This window comes from Amycolatopsis sp. MEPSY49, from assembly GCF_051337345.1.
GTDB lineage: Bacteria > Actinomycetota > Actinomycetes > Mycobacteriales > Pseudonocardiaceae > Amycolatopsis.
Window position 1 is genome coordinate 186,501 of record NZ_JBDLYJ010000002.1, and the last position, 12,715, is coordinate 199,215.

General features: G+C 72.0%; 12 protein-coding genes. 7 read left to right on the top strand and 5 right to left on the bottom strand.

What is annotated here, in order from left to right; genetic code table 11:
• Positions 1-152: 152 nt before the first annotated feature.
• The 3 genes from ABFJ78_RS09855 to ABFJ78_RS09865 all read left to right on the top strand — a co-directional run bounded on the left by ABFJ78_RS09855 (position 153) and on the right by ABFJ78_RS09865 (position 2,369).
• Entirely contained in the window at positions 153-623 is a 471-nt protein-coding gene (locus tag ABFJ78_RS09855) for a hypothetical protein (protein WP_436385577.1), read from the top strand.
• A gap of 14 nt (positions 624-637) precedes the next feature.
• Complete coding sequence (locus ABFJ78_RS09860; RefSeq protein ID WP_436385578.1) at positions 638-1,255, top strand: hypothetical protein; 618 nt, start codon at positions 638-640, stop codon at positions 1,253-1,255.
• A 91-nt stretch (positions 1,256-1,346) separates the two neighbouring features.
• Complete coding sequence (locus ABFJ78_RS09865) at positions 1,347-2,369, top strand: LLM class flavin-dependent oxidoreductase (RefSeq protein WP_436385579.1); 1,023 nt, start codon at positions 1,347-1,349, stop codon at positions 2,367-2,369.
• 43 nt (positions 2,370-2,412) lie between these two features.
• On the opposite strand, the gene ABFJ78_RS09870 is transcribed toward ABFJ78_RS09865, so the two are convergent.
• Positions 2,413-3,174, bottom strand: coding sequence for a polysaccharide lyase family 7 protein (locus tag ABFJ78_RS09870; RefSeq protein ID WP_436385580.1), 762 nt, complete (start codon positions 3,172-3,174; stop codon positions 2,413-2,415).
• A 248-nt stretch (positions 3,175-3,422) separates the two neighbouring features.
• On the opposite strand from ABFJ78_RS09870, the gene ABFJ78_RS09875 reads away from it, so the two are divergent.
• The gene (locus ABFJ78_RS09875) at positions 3,423-4,214 is read left to right on the top strand and encodes a serine protease (RefSeq protein ID WP_436385581.1); all 792 of its coding nucleotides are present in this window, start codon (positions 3,423-3,425) and stop codon (positions 4,212-4,214) included.
• A gap of 121 nt (positions 4,215-4,335) precedes the next feature.
• A complete protein-coding gene (locus tag ABFJ78_RS09880) occupies positions 4,336-6,600 on the top strand; it encodes a glycoside hydrolase family 3 N-terminal domain-containing protein (protein WP_436385582.1) in 2,265 nt (754 codons plus the stop codon).
• Here the strand turns inward: ABFJ78_RS09880 and ABFJ78_RS09885 are convergent.
• Complete coding sequence (locus ABFJ78_RS09885) at positions 6,587-7,552, bottom strand: Lrp/AsnC family transcriptional regulator (RefSeq protein WP_436385583.1); 966 nt, start codon at positions 7,550-7,552, stop codon at positions 6,587-6,589. The genes ABFJ78_RS09880 and ABFJ78_RS09885 overlap by 14 nt on opposite strands.
• An 80-nt stretch (positions 7,553-7,632) precedes the next feature.
• Here ABFJ78_RS09885 and ABFJ78_RS09890 point away from each other — a divergent pair, with 80 nt between their 5' ends.
• A complete protein-coding gene (locus ABFJ78_RS09890; protein ID WP_436385584.1) occupies positions 7,633-8,880 on the top strand; it encodes an amidohydrolase family protein in 1,248 nt (415 codons plus the stop codon).
• Here the strand turns inward: ABFJ78_RS09890 and ABFJ78_RS09895 are convergent.
• Positions 8,867-9,484, bottom strand: a complete 618-nt coding sequence (locus tag ABFJ78_RS09895; RefSeq protein ID WP_436385585.1) for a class I SAM-dependent methyltransferase — start codon at positions 9,482-9,484, stop codon at positions 8,867-8,869. The two genes, ABFJ78_RS09890 and ABFJ78_RS09895, sit on opposite strands and share 14 nt — an antisense overlap.
• A gap of 37 nt (positions 9,485-9,521) precedes the next feature.
• Here ABFJ78_RS09895 and ABFJ78_RS09900 point away from each other — a divergent pair, with 37 nt between their 5' ends.
• Complete coding sequence (locus tag ABFJ78_RS09900) at positions 9,522-9,950, top strand: MerR family transcriptional regulator (RefSeq protein WP_436385586.1); 429 nt, start codon at positions 9,522-9,524, stop codon at positions 9,948-9,950.
• On the opposite strand, the gene mftD is transcribed toward ABFJ78_RS09900, so the two are convergent.
• Both mftD and mftF read right to left on the bottom strand, forming a co-directional pair.
• Positions 9,942-11,132, bottom strand: a complete 1,191-nt coding sequence (mftD, locus tag ABFJ78_RS09905) for a pre-mycofactocin synthase MftD (protein WP_436385587.1) — start codon at positions 11,130-11,132, stop codon at positions 9,942-9,944. The two genes, ABFJ78_RS09900 and mftD, sit on opposite strands and share 9 nt — an antisense overlap.
• A complete protein-coding gene (gene mftF, locus ABFJ78_RS09910; protein WP_436385588.1) occupies positions 11,129-12,550 on the bottom strand; it encodes a mycofactocin biosynthesis glycosyltransferase MftF in 1,422 nt (473 codons plus the stop codon). The genes mftD and mftF overlap by 4 nt, the downstream gene beginning before the upstream one ends.
• Positions 12,551-12,715 lie beyond the last annotated feature (165 nt).

Genomic DNA, 12,715 nt, shown 5'->3' on the forward strand with positions numbered 1-12,715 from the left:
CGGGCTCGAGTGGTCCGCACGGCGGCTCCGGGTCCCGCGAGGGAATGGGGCAGACCCCGATGCCCCGATGGGCAACGCGCGCGCTTCTCCGCCGGGACCGTCGTACTTTCGGAAGGGAAGATCTTTTCCGATTCCCTGGAAAGGGGAAAACAATGGCGCGCAATTGGACCAGAACAGCCATCACGACGGCGGCCGCGGCGGCGGGCGTGAGCCTTCTCGGCGCGGTTCCGGCGGTGGCCGCGACGACGACCCGGCACTGCGTGCTGAACTCCGAAACCGGAGTTCAGAAATGCAGCACCGGCACCGAGCGTTCTGCGCTCGTCGCGCAGGAAGCCGGTCAGGTCGTCCAGGGCACGTTCTTCGACGGCCCCGACTACACCGGGAACTCGCTGACCATCACCGGACCCGAACTGTGCAAGAAGGACGGCTGGGTCAACTGGCAGTTCGACCTCGGCGACGACTGGAAGAACAAGATCTCGTCCGTGCAGCCGTGGGGCGACTGCTGGGTCTGGCTCTACCCGGAGCCGAACCTCGGCGGGGACCGGGACGGCCCGTTCAAGGAGAACACCGGCAACGTGGGGTCCTTCATGGACAACCGCACCCAGTCCATCGGGTTCAGCTGAGCGAAGGAGAGACCATGACCAGCAAGCGCACCGCGTGGACGGCGGCGGGCCTCGGCCTGCTGACCGCGGCCGGACTCGTGCTCACGGCGCCCGGCGCGTCGGCCGAGGGCGGCCCGACCGCCCGGGAGCTGCTCGACAAGTGCGACAACGGCACCGATTCGTGCGTCTTCCACCCCGCCGGTCCGCCGGAAGAGCACACCGGGGCCGGGCACCAGGTCGGGGAAGCGGCCTACAACTGCACCGGTGATCTGCAGCGCAGCACGGTGAACTGGTCGGACACGACGGGGGAGTCGAACAGCTTCGGCGTTTCCCTTTCGGCCGAATACGGGTTTTCGGAAGTGTTCAAGGTGTCGATCGAAACGTCCTACCAGCACACGTGGGAGTCTTCGCACACCGAAGGGCAGGCGACCAACGTCGACGTCCGGCCCGGCGAAAAGGGCTGGGTGGAACGCGCGCCGAAGATGCAGAAGGTGCACGGCACCTACGAAATGCATTTCCCGGACCGGTTCTACGACCACTACATCTGGTACCAGGACTTCGACGCGGACGGTCCCGTGCCCGGATCGACCGGGGACATCACGCAGCACACCGCGCCGATGACCGACCAGGAGAAGGCCGAGCACTGCGGCTGAGCGCCCCGGCCGCCGCCGCGCTCGGGGCGCGGCGGCGGTCGGCCCGCTCACACCGGGGAATCAAACCCGGCCGCCGGACGCTGAACCCGGCGTGAAAAAGATCGGCTTCCTCTCGTTCGGCCACTGGTCGCCGAGCCCGCACTCCGAGACGCGGTCCGCCGCCGACTTCCTGCACCAGTCGATCGACCTGGCGGTCGCGGCCGAGGAGCTCGGCGTCGACGGCGCCTACTTCCGCGTGCACCACTTCGCGCGGCAGGCGGCGAGCCCGTTCCCGCTGCTCTCGGCGATCGGCGCGCGCACGTCGAAGATCGAGATCGGCACGGGCGTGATCGACATGCGCTACGAGAACCCGCTGTACATGATCGAGGACGCGGGGGCGGCCGACCTGATCTCCGGGGGCCGGTTGCAGCTCGGCATCAGCCGGGGATCCCCCGAGCAGGTCATCGAGGGCTGGCGCTACTTCGGGTACGCCCCGGCCGACGGCGAGACCGACGCCGACATGGCCCGGCAGCACACCGAGGTCTTCCTCAAGCTGCTCGACGGCGAGGGCTTCGCGCAGCCGAACCCGCGGCCGATGTTCGCCAACCCGCCCGGGTTGCTGCGGCTCGAACCGCACTCCGAAGGTCTGCGCGAGCGCATCTGGTGGGGGTCGAGCTCGAACGCGACGAGCGTCTGGGCCGCCAAGCTGGGCATGAACCTGCAGAGCTCCACGCTCAAGGACGACGAGACGGGCGAGCCGCTGCACGTCCAGCAGCGCAAGCAGATCGAGGCCTACCGCGAGGCGTGGAAGGAAGCCGGCCACGAGCGCGAGCCGCGCGTGTCGGTCAGCCGGAGCATCTTCGCGCTGACCAACGACACCGACCGCGCGTACTTCGGCCGCGACCGGAACTCGCGCGACCAGGTCGGCATGATCGACGAGAACACCCGGGCGATCTTCGGCCGGTCGTACGCCGCCGAGCCGGACGAGCTGGTCCGGGAGCTCAAGGAGGACGAGGCGATCCAGGCCGCGGACACCCTGCTGCTCACGATCCCGAACCAGCTGGGTGTCGACTACAACGCGCACGTCCTGGAGAGCATCCTCACCCACGTGGCCCCGGAGCTCGGCTGGCGCTGACGGCGAACCGGTCCGGTGGTGGCGGCCACCGGGCCGGACCGCGTCAGCCGTGCGAGACGGTCAGGCCGTAGAACGCGACCCGCGCGCCCCTGGTCGTGCTGTCCGAAGAGGACTGGTTGTACGAGCCCGCCTTGAAGTACTGCTTGTACGCCTTGAACGACGACGGGATCGAGTAGTGCGTCGTGCTGCCGTTGACCGTCAGGTCGATGGTGTTCCCGCCGGAGATGCCGATCGTGTAGGTCCAGGTCTTGCCGATCGAGACGTGCCCGACGGTGTGCGGTGTCTGGCCGCCGTCGGGGGAGTTCTCGGTGCCGAGGACGATGTCGCCGCTCGAGCGGTAGTACAGCTCCAGCAACGGTTTCGTCGACGAGCCGCCGGTGCCGAGGTGGACCTGGCCCACGCAGACGTTCGACGTCACCGAGACCACGCGCAGGGTCGCGCTCAGCTTGTGGGACCCGCTCAGCGACCAGTTCGCCGCCGACCCGTCGCGGTTCATCTCGCGCAGCTCGGACCGCGCGTACTTCGAGTTCGGGGTGGTGACGCCCTTTTCCGGCGCCCAGAACGTCATCGCGCCGTCACGGGTGTCGGTGTAGAAGTAGCTGTCCTGGAAGCCGTTCGGGCCCTTCAGGCGGGACGAGGAGATGGTGGTCGGCGAGCCGGGGGAGCCGACCGGCTCCTGCAGCTGCCAGATCCCCAGGTCGAAGTTGCCGCCCGGGGCCACGGTCGGGTCGGCGGCCCGGGCAGGCGCCGCGGTGGCGACCAGGGCCGGCACCGCCAGCAGGACGAGCAGGGAACGCAAGCGCATCGAGGTGTCCCTTCACGATGTAAATGGTCTGGACAACCCGGCGGCGTGGGAAAACGGTAAGTCCCTGTTGGCGTCATGTCAAGGATTGACGCGCGAGCTACCGCGTCCCGTGATTCTCCGCCACTCAAGTCGGACAAAAACCAACCATCGTCGTCAATGCGTCAGGAAGCGACTTTCGTAGCTAACCGCGGCCGCGGCCCGTCTGGTCTGCTCCCGGGTACCACTCAGGTCCCCGAAGGGAGATGTTCATGCAGGTAGACGGACGTTCCGTGGTCCGGCGGGCCGCGACGGCCCTCGCCGTGGCCGCCGCTGTCGTCGTGGTCGCCGCCCCCGGTGCGTCGGCCGGTGACCCGCGGATCGTGGGCGGCACACCGACCACGATCGAGGAGTTCCCGGCCACCGTGATCTTCAACGTCAACGGCGCGCAGCACTGCGCCGGCACCCTGGTCGCGAAGAACAAAGTGCTGACCGCCGCGCACTGCACCGACGGCGTCGAAGCGGCGCAGATGGAGATCATCGGCGGGCAGACGAAGTTCAGCGACACCTCCGGCACGAAGGCGGGCGTGAGCGACGTCTGGCAGAACCCGGACTTCGACATGAGCGGGATGCAGCACGACAACGCCGTGCTGACGCTGGACAAGGACCTGCCGTACGAGCCGGCCACGCTGGTGCAGGCGGGCGATGACGCGGCCTACCAGGCCGGCAAGGACGTCACGGTGGTCGGCTGGGGCACGACGTCCGAGGGCGGCGCCGTCTCCGACACGCTGCTCAAGGTATCGGTGCCGGTGGTGGACAACGACACCTGCGCCGAGAAGTACAGCACCGGCGGGGCGAAGTACGACAAGGCCTCGATGTTCTGCGCAGGCGTGCCCGAAGGCGGCAAGGACTCCTGCCAGGGCGATTCGGGCGGTCCGGCCTACGTCGACGGCAAGCTCGCCGGGATCGTCTCGTGGGGCAAAGGCTGTGCCCGCAAGGACTTCCCGGGTGTGTACACCAACGTCGGCAACGACTATTCGGTGATCAGCTCGCACCTCGGCTGACCGGCCGGCTCCCGGCGGCCCGCCCGCCGGGAGCCGGAAAGCGCTTGCCCGCACGCGCGGTGGAATCCGGGGTCCGTGCTTATGCTGGCGGCCTTCGTCCTCTCGCGAAAGGGTCCCCGCCATGGAACAACCCGAGAGCCACGCAGCCACCGCGACCGCCGACGGCGTCAACCGGCGCAGCCTGCTCGCCGGCGTCGGCGGTCTCCTCGCCGCCGGGGGAGTCGCGTCGGCGCTCGCGCCGCCCGCCGCCGCCGACCCCGCCGCCCGGCCCGAACGGAACCCGCGGGTCGAGGACCTGCTCGGGAGGATGACCCTCGCCGAGAAGCTCGGGCAGCTGCAGCTGGTCGGCACCGAAGACCTCGCGCGGGCGGCCCTCGCGACCGGGCAGCTGGGCGGGGTGTTCTCCGTCGTGGGCGCCGCGAAGCTCAACGCGCTGCAGAAGATCGCCGTCGAGCAGACCCGGCTGCGGATCCCGCTCATCTTCGGCCTGGACGTGATCCACGGCTACACCACGAACTTCCCGATCCCGCTGGCCCAGGGCGCGAGCTTCGACCCCGGCGTGCCGGCCGCCGACGCGACGGTGTCGGCGAAGGAGGCCCGGCGCAGCGGTATCCACTGGACGTACGCGCCGATGATGGACGTCACCCACGAGCCGCGCTGGGGGCGCATTGCCGAGGGGAACGGCGAAGACCCTTACCTGACGTCTCGGATGGCCGTGGCGAAGGTCCGCGGTTTCCAGGGCGAGGACTACTCGTCCCCGGACCGGCTCGCCGCGTGCGCCAAGCACTTCGTCGCCTACGGCGGCGCGGAAGGCGGCCGCGACTACAACACGGTCGACGTCTCGCTCCAGCGGCTGCACAACCTCTACCTGCCGCCGTTCAAGGCGAGCGTCGAGGCCGGGGTGGCGACCGTGATGGCCGGCTTCAACACCATCAGCGGGGTCCCCGCGCACGGCAACGGCTACGTCCTGCACGACGTCCTCAAGGGCGCGTACGGGTTCCGGGGCTTCGTCGTCAGCGACTACACCGGCATCGAAGAGCTGATCAACCACGGCCTCGCGGGCGACGGCGCGGACGCCGCGGCGGCCGCGCTGCCCGCCGGCGTCGACATGGAAATGGTCAGCACCAACTACGTCACCTACGGCCAGCAACTGCTGGCCCAACGCCGGATCACCCGCGACCAGCTCGACGACGCCGTCCGCCGGATCCTGCTGGTCAAGGTCAAGCTGGGGCTCTTCGAACGGCCGTACGTCGACGAAGCCGGCGAGGTGACGGCGCCGTCGCCGGCCGCGCTGGCCGCGTCGAGGCAGGCCGCCGGGCGGTGCATGGTGCTGCTCAAGAACGACGGGCCCGTGCTGCCGCTGGCGAAGTCCGTGGGCTCGGTGGCCGTCGTCGGCCCGCTCGGCGCGGCGACTTACGACCTCAACGGCACCTGGGCCGGCCTGGGCACCGGCGCGGGCACGACCCCGCCGGTGACCGTCGTGGACGGGATCAAGGCCGCGGCGCCGGGCGCGACCGTCACCTACACCGCGGGCTGCCCGGTCGACGGGACCGACACCAGCGGGTTCGCCGCCGCCCAGCAGGCCGCCCGCGCGGCCGACGTGACCGTCGTCGTGGTCGGCGAAACCGCCGCGATGAGCGGTGAAGCGGCCGCGCGCAGCAACATCGATCTGCCCGGCGTGCAGCAGCAGCTCGTCGCCGCGATCAAGGAGACCGGCAAGCCGTTCGTCGTGGTGCTGGTCAACGGCCGGCCGCTGACGATCCCGTACCTGCACGACAACGCGCCGGCGATCGTCGAGGCGTGGGCGCCGGGCGTCCAGGGCGGGCACGCGGTCGCGGACGTCCTGTTCGGCACGGTCAACCCGGGCGGCAAGCTGCCGGTCAGCTTCCCGCGCGCGGTCGGGCAGATCCCGATCTACTACAACCACGAGAACACCGGCCGCCCGGCCGATCCGGACAACAAGTACACGTCGAAGTACCTCGACCTGGAGACCGGTCCGCTCTACGAGTTCGGCTTCGGCCTCTCGTACACGACGTTCCGCGTCGACGGCCTGCGCCTGTCGAGCACCCGGATGTCCCTTCGCGGCGGCCGGGTCCAGGTGACCGCGACCGTCACCAACACCGGCTCCCGCGCGGGCGACGAGGTCGTCCAGCTCTACCTGCGCGACCCCGTCGCGAGCATCGTCCAGCCGGTCCGGCGGCTGCGCGGGTTCGAGCGGGTGACCCTCGCCGCGGGCGCGTCGCGGCAGGTCTCGTTCACGCTCACCCCGGACGACGTCGGCTTCTACGACAACGCCGCGAAGTTCCGGGTCGAGCCGGGCAAGATCGAGGTCTACGTCGGCACGAGTTCGGCGGCCACGCTCACCGCGAGCTTCACCGTGGGGTGACCGCCACTCCCGCGCGCTTCACCGTTTCCGTGATCGGTGCCGTCTCCACCGCGGTCAGCCCGGGCAGGCTCGCGACCGGCCCGGTCAGGTACCGGTGCAGGTCGCGGTTTCCCGTGCAGTTCACCGCAGCGTAGAGGTTCGTCGGGCCGGTGGTGGCGGCCGCGAACGACACCTCGGGGTGTCCGGCCAGCGCCCGGCCGGCCTCGGTCAGGCCGGCCGGGCCGACGCTGAGCCACAGCATCGCGAGCTTGGTCCGGCCGAGGAGCCGGGGGTCGTGGTCGACGTCGAAGTAGAGCACGCCGTGGCGGCGCAGCTCGGTCAGCCGCCGCTGGGCGGTCGAGACCGAGCACCCGGCCGCCCGGGCCAGGTCCGGGTACCCGGCCCGGCCGTCCCGGGCGAGCACGGCCGTCAGCGCGCGGTCGGTCCCGGTGAGCGGGCAGCCGTCGGTTCCGGCGGGAAACCGCAGCGCCGCGACCTGGGCGTCGTCCAGCGGGCCGGTCTTGGTGACGACGCTGAACTCGCCGCCGTAGAAGGTGTGCAGGAGGCAGTGCGCGCTGATCCCGGTCACCCGCGGCGTGTTCGGCAGTGCCCGCAGCAGGCTCGGCCCGGTGGCGGCACCGGCACGGGCGACGCACATGATCTCCGTGCCGCCGGACGCGACGTGGACCCACGACGTCTCGGCGTGCCGGGCGAGCGCCCGCGCGAGCGACCCGGTGCGGTCCGGGGCGCACCGGACGCGCACGAGCCACTCCTCGTCGCCGACGGCTTCGGGCCGGACCTGGCCGACGACCCGCAGCCCGGCCTCGACGCGCAGCCGGCTGTAGCGGCGGTGCACCGTCTGCGGGGAGACGCCGAGGACTTCGGCGACGCGCTGGAACGGCGCCCGGCCGTCGACCATCAGCGCGTGGAGGATCTTCCGGTCCAGCAGGTCGAAGTCATCGGAATCGGTCATCGGGTGGCCTTCACTGGAGGATCTTCCCATTCCGGAGCGAGGAGTGGTCAGCGAGGCAGGGCCCCGCCGATCGTGGGGCCATGACTGGTTCACTGATCATCCGCGGGGCGCGGGTCCTCACCATGGCACCGGGGCGCGACGCCACCGAGCGCGCGGACGTCCTGGTCGAAACCGGCCGGATCGCCGCGGTCGGCCCGGGCCTCGTGACCACCGCGCCGGAGATCGATGGGTCGGGCTGCCTCGCGGTGCCCGGCTTCGTCGACACCCACCGGCACATGTGGCAGGCGGCCCTGCGCGGCAGCGCGCCGCAGCACACGCTCGCGGAGTACTTCACCACCGTCCTCGGCCGCGTCGGCCCGGCCCTGACCCCCGCCGACCTGTACCTCGGGAACCTGCTCTCCGCCTACGCGGCGCTGGACGCGGGCGTCACGACGGTGCAGGACATCTCGAACATCCAGGACAGCCCGGCCGCGACCGACGCACTCGTCCAGGCGCTCAAGGACAGTGGCATCCGCGCGGTCTTCGCCTACGGCAACAGCTTCCCCCGCGCGAAGAGTCACGGCGCCGCGCTCGGCGACGACGTCCGCCGCGTCCGGGCGGAGCTCCTCCCGGACGACGACGCCTTGGTCACGCTCGCACTGGTCACCGAACCCGGTGACGAGGACGCCGAACGCCACAACGCCCGCCTGGCCGACGACCTCGGCGTCCGCACCGCCCGGCACGTCGTCCACCGCCGCCACGGCGAAGCGCCGATCTCCCGGCTGCGCGCGCTCGGCGTGCTGCGGCCGGGCACCACGTTCATCCACGGCACCGGCCTCGACGACGGCGAGCTGCGCCTGATCGCCGACAGCGGTGGCTCGCTGTCGATCGCGCCGGCGGTCGAACTGGTGATGGGGCACGGGTACCCGCCGTTCACCGCCGCCGCGCGCGCCGGGGTGCCGGTGAGCCTCAGCACCGACGTCGAGGTGACCGTGGCCGCGGACATGTTCACCCAGATGCGGGCCGCCTACCAGGTGGCCCGGTACGACGAACTGGCCGCGGGGAAGCCGGTGACGAGCGTGCGGGACGTGCTGCATGCGGCCACCGCCGGCGGGACGCTGGCGCCGGGCCGGCCGGCGGACGTCGTGCTGCTGCGGGCCGACGGGATCGGTGTCGCGCCGGTGTTCGACCCGGACAGCACGGTGACGCTGCAGATGGACCGCGCGCACGTCGACACGGTGCTGGTCGCGGGCCGGGTCGTGAAGCGCCACGGGCGGCTGCTCGCCGACGTCGGCCCGCACCTGGCGGCCGCGGACCGCCTGCGGCAGCGCCTGGTCAGCGTGGGTTGACGCCGAGGATGCAGGCGACCGGCGGGTCGAGGTCGAGCGTCTCGACCCGCAGTTCGGTGAACCCCGCCTCGGTGAGCAGGTCCTGCAGCTCGCGGGCGGCCCGGGCGGTGGTGCCGCGGTCGGCGCCGGGACACCGGGGCTGGGACGCGAGCGCGACGCGCCCGCCCGGCCGCAACAGGCCGCGCAGCTCGCGGAGCCGTTCCGGCGGATCGGGCCAGAAGCCCGCGTTGTTGACGGCGAGGACGGCGTCGAGCGGTTGGCCGAACGCCGGCAGCCGGTCCACCGAGGCGTGGACCAGCTCGATCCGGTCGGCCGCGGCCCGGTTGCGCCGGCCCGCCCGCGCCACCATGACCGCGGAGTGGTCGACGCCGTAGACGCGGCCCCGGGTGGCGCGGGCGGCCAGCTCGCCTAGCGCGATCCCGGGGCCGAAACCGACTTCGAGCACGCGCTCGTGCGGCTGGACGTCCAGGAGGGAGACCACCCAGACGTTGCGCCGCCGGTTGGAGCCGCGGTGGGCCATCACCCACCCGGCCACCCGCCCGCCGAGCCCGCGCGGGTGGTGGAACTGCCCGATCATCCGCTGCTTGAGAGTTGTCTTGGCCATGCCGCGAGTGAACGGCTTCAAGTACGCTCGAAGTCAAATGCCCGAGGAGCAGCTGACGATCGGCGAGCTGGCCCGCCGCACCGGCGTGGCCACTTCGGCGCTGCGCTACTGGGAGGACCAGGGCCTGCTGCCCGCGCCCGAGCGGGTCGCCGGCCAGCGCCGATATTCGCCTTCGGCCGTCACGCTGGTGGGGGAGATCCTGATCCTGCGCGACGTCGGGTTCACCGTCCGCGAACTCAAGACGCTGATCGCCCTGCGCACGTCGGCCGCGCCGGCCTGGCGCGAACTGCAGCAGCGCAAGCTCGCCGAGCTGGACGCCCGGATCGCCCGCGCCCAGGCCGCCCGCACGGCGATCGCGCACGGCCTGGACTGCCCGCACGAGGACGTCCACGACTGCCCGAACTTCCGCCGCGGCGTCGCCGCGCGGCTGGCCGGCGCGACGCTGGAAGAAGCCCACTCACACTGAGCTTTTGCTTTCGGCGCCCAGTGCGCGGGGGAACGTCTCCGGGATCCGGACGTCGTCGCGGGTCAGGTCGTGGACGCTGCGGTGGCCGAGCGCCAGCAGCGTCGAGTCGATGCCGTTGCGCAGCACATCGAGGACGTTCTCGACGCCGGCTTGGCCGTTCGCCGCCAGGCCCCACAGGTACGCGCGGCCGATGAGGACCGCCGTGGCGCCGAGTGCGAGCGCCTTCACGACGTCGCTGCCGCGGCGGATCCCGCCGTCCAGCAGGACTTCCACCTGGTCGCCGACGGCGTCGGCGATCGCCGGGAGCGCCCGGATCGTCGCCGGGGTGCCGTCGAGGTTGTTGCCGCCGTGGTTGGACACGGAGATCGCGCTGACGCCGGCGTCGACCGCGCGCCGGGCCTCGTCGACGCGGATGACGCCCTTGAGCAGGAACGGCCCGTCCCACTGCGAGCGCAGCCAGGCCACGTCGTCCCACGACGGCGGAGGCGTCTGCATCCACTGGCCGTAGGCGCCGAAGAACGTGGGGACCGGGGTGCCGGGTTCGGCCATGTTCGGGACGCTGAGGTCGGGCAGCCGGCGGGTTTTCGCGTAGTCGAGCAGCCAGCGCGGGCGGGCCAGACCCTCGGGCGCGAAGCGCAGCAGCTCGCGGAAGGTGACTTTTTCGGGGATGTGCGGGCTGCCCCAGTCGCGGCTGTGGGAGAACGACCAGTCGAGCGTCAGGATGAGCCCGACGGCGCCGGCGCGGCGGGCGCGGTCGAGCCGGCCGAGGATTTCGTCGCGGCTGCCGGTCCAGTAGACCTGGAAGAACGTGTTCGGGTTGGCGGCGACGACCTCCTCGATCGGCTTGCCGGCGAAGGAACTCAGGCCCATCGCGGTGCCGCGGGCGGCAGCCGCGCGGGCGACGGCGACCTCACCGTCGGGGTGTACCGCCTGCACACCGGTGGGGGAGATGACGACCGGCAGCGCGATCTCGCGGCCGAGGACGGTGGTGGCGAGCGCGCGCTCGCCGGACTGCCCGGCGGTGCGCGGGGCGAAGGTCAGCTCGTCGAAGGCGTCGAGGTTGTCCTTGAGCGTAAGCCCTTTTTCGGAGCCGGCGATCAGTGCCGAGTAGACGGACGCGGGCAGCCGTTTCTTCGCGCGCCGCTGGGCTTCGGCGATCGATTCGAACCAGGCGTTGCTCATGCGGGGCCTCGCTTTTCCTTGCTGTCGACGCGCAACGGGCGCCAGGCGATCTCGGGCAGCACCGGCGCAGCGGTCCGGTGGAGCAGGCAGCCGGCCCAGACGCCGGCGCCGTAGGCGATGTCGTCGGCCAGGGCGCCGGCGGTGTAGCGGGCAGGGTCCAGGCCGGGTCCGCGCTCGGCCCACGCGGTCAGCGGCGGACCGAGCAGCAGCGACGCGACGGCGGCGCGCCGTCCCCACCCGCGGGGAACCAGCAGCGCGGCGAGGACGGGCGCGGCGAACTGCGTCCCGTAGCGGCCGGCGCCGAGCCAGGTCTGGTGGACAGCGGTCCCCATCGCGCGGACGACGCCTTCGGTGGGAATGTCGTTGCTCCGGAGCGTTTTGAGCATGCTCAGGACGGCGCCGCCGAAGCCGCCGGCGGCGAGCAGGGGCCGCCGGGCGAGCAGCGCGGCGACGGTCAAGGCCGGCCACGGGTGCAGCACCAGCGGGGCGAGGTACCCGGGGTGGCGCCGGGCGAGCGGAGCGGCGGACGTGCCGTACCGCGCGCGGCGGCCGAGGAGTTCGCGCCAGGTCCCGGGTTCGTGGTGTCCGATGTGGACATCCGGGGCGTACCGGATCCGGTGGCCGGCGGCGTGCAGCCGCCAGCAGAGGTCGACGTCCTCGCCGACGCGGAGTCCGGGGTCGAACCCGCCGATCTCTTGGAGAGCGGTCCTCCGGGCAACGAGCGCGGCAGTGGGGACGTACGAGGTCCGGGTCCGGGGAGCAACTCGCGCGGGCCGGTCACCGAGGTCGAGACTTCCGGCGGCTTGCGTGTACCGGCCGGCCGCGGTGTCTTTCGCTCGCGCGCGGACGCGGGGCGCGATCGCGGCGAGGAGGGGGTCGGCGAAGTGGGCGGCGAGGCGGGTCGCCCAGTCGCCGGGGGCGGTGCAGTCACTGTCCACGAAGGCCACCAGTTCGGTGTCGACGTGGTGGAGGGCGGTGTTCCGGGCGGCGCCGGGACCGCCGTTTTCGTCGCGGCGGATGAGTTCGGCTCCGTGCGCGGCGGCTACTTCGGCGATTGCTCGAGGGTCTTCGGAGCCATCGTCGACGACGAGGGCGGGGTGGCGGCGGCTCAGCGACGCCAGGCAGCGGGCGAGGGGGCCGGGCCGGTCGAGGACCGGGACGACGAAGGTGAGGTCCGGGGGTTCGGTGGGTTCGGGCGGGACGGGGTGGGCGAAGCCGGCATCGGTCAGCCGCCGCGCGAGGGCGCCCCCGGCTGGGGAGGTGACGGGACCATCGGCGAGTTCTCGCCACGCCCTGCGCCCGGCGGGGGTGAGGCGGAGGACGCGGGTGGGTGAGCCGCCGAACCAGAGGTCTTCGCGGAGCTGTTTGGTGTCCGGGTCGAGGACGATGCGGAAACCGGTGGGCAGGGGAGTGGTCATGGGGCCAGCCCACCGTTCGGGAATGCGGCGGTCGTGATCGTCAGTGCGGCTACAACGCCGGCCCGCCAACGACCGGCACGACCGCGCCGGGGTGTCGCGCCGCTGTCCAGTTCGGCGAGGGGTGGTCGCATGCGGGCGACCCGGAAGCCGGTGGTCGTCAATGCG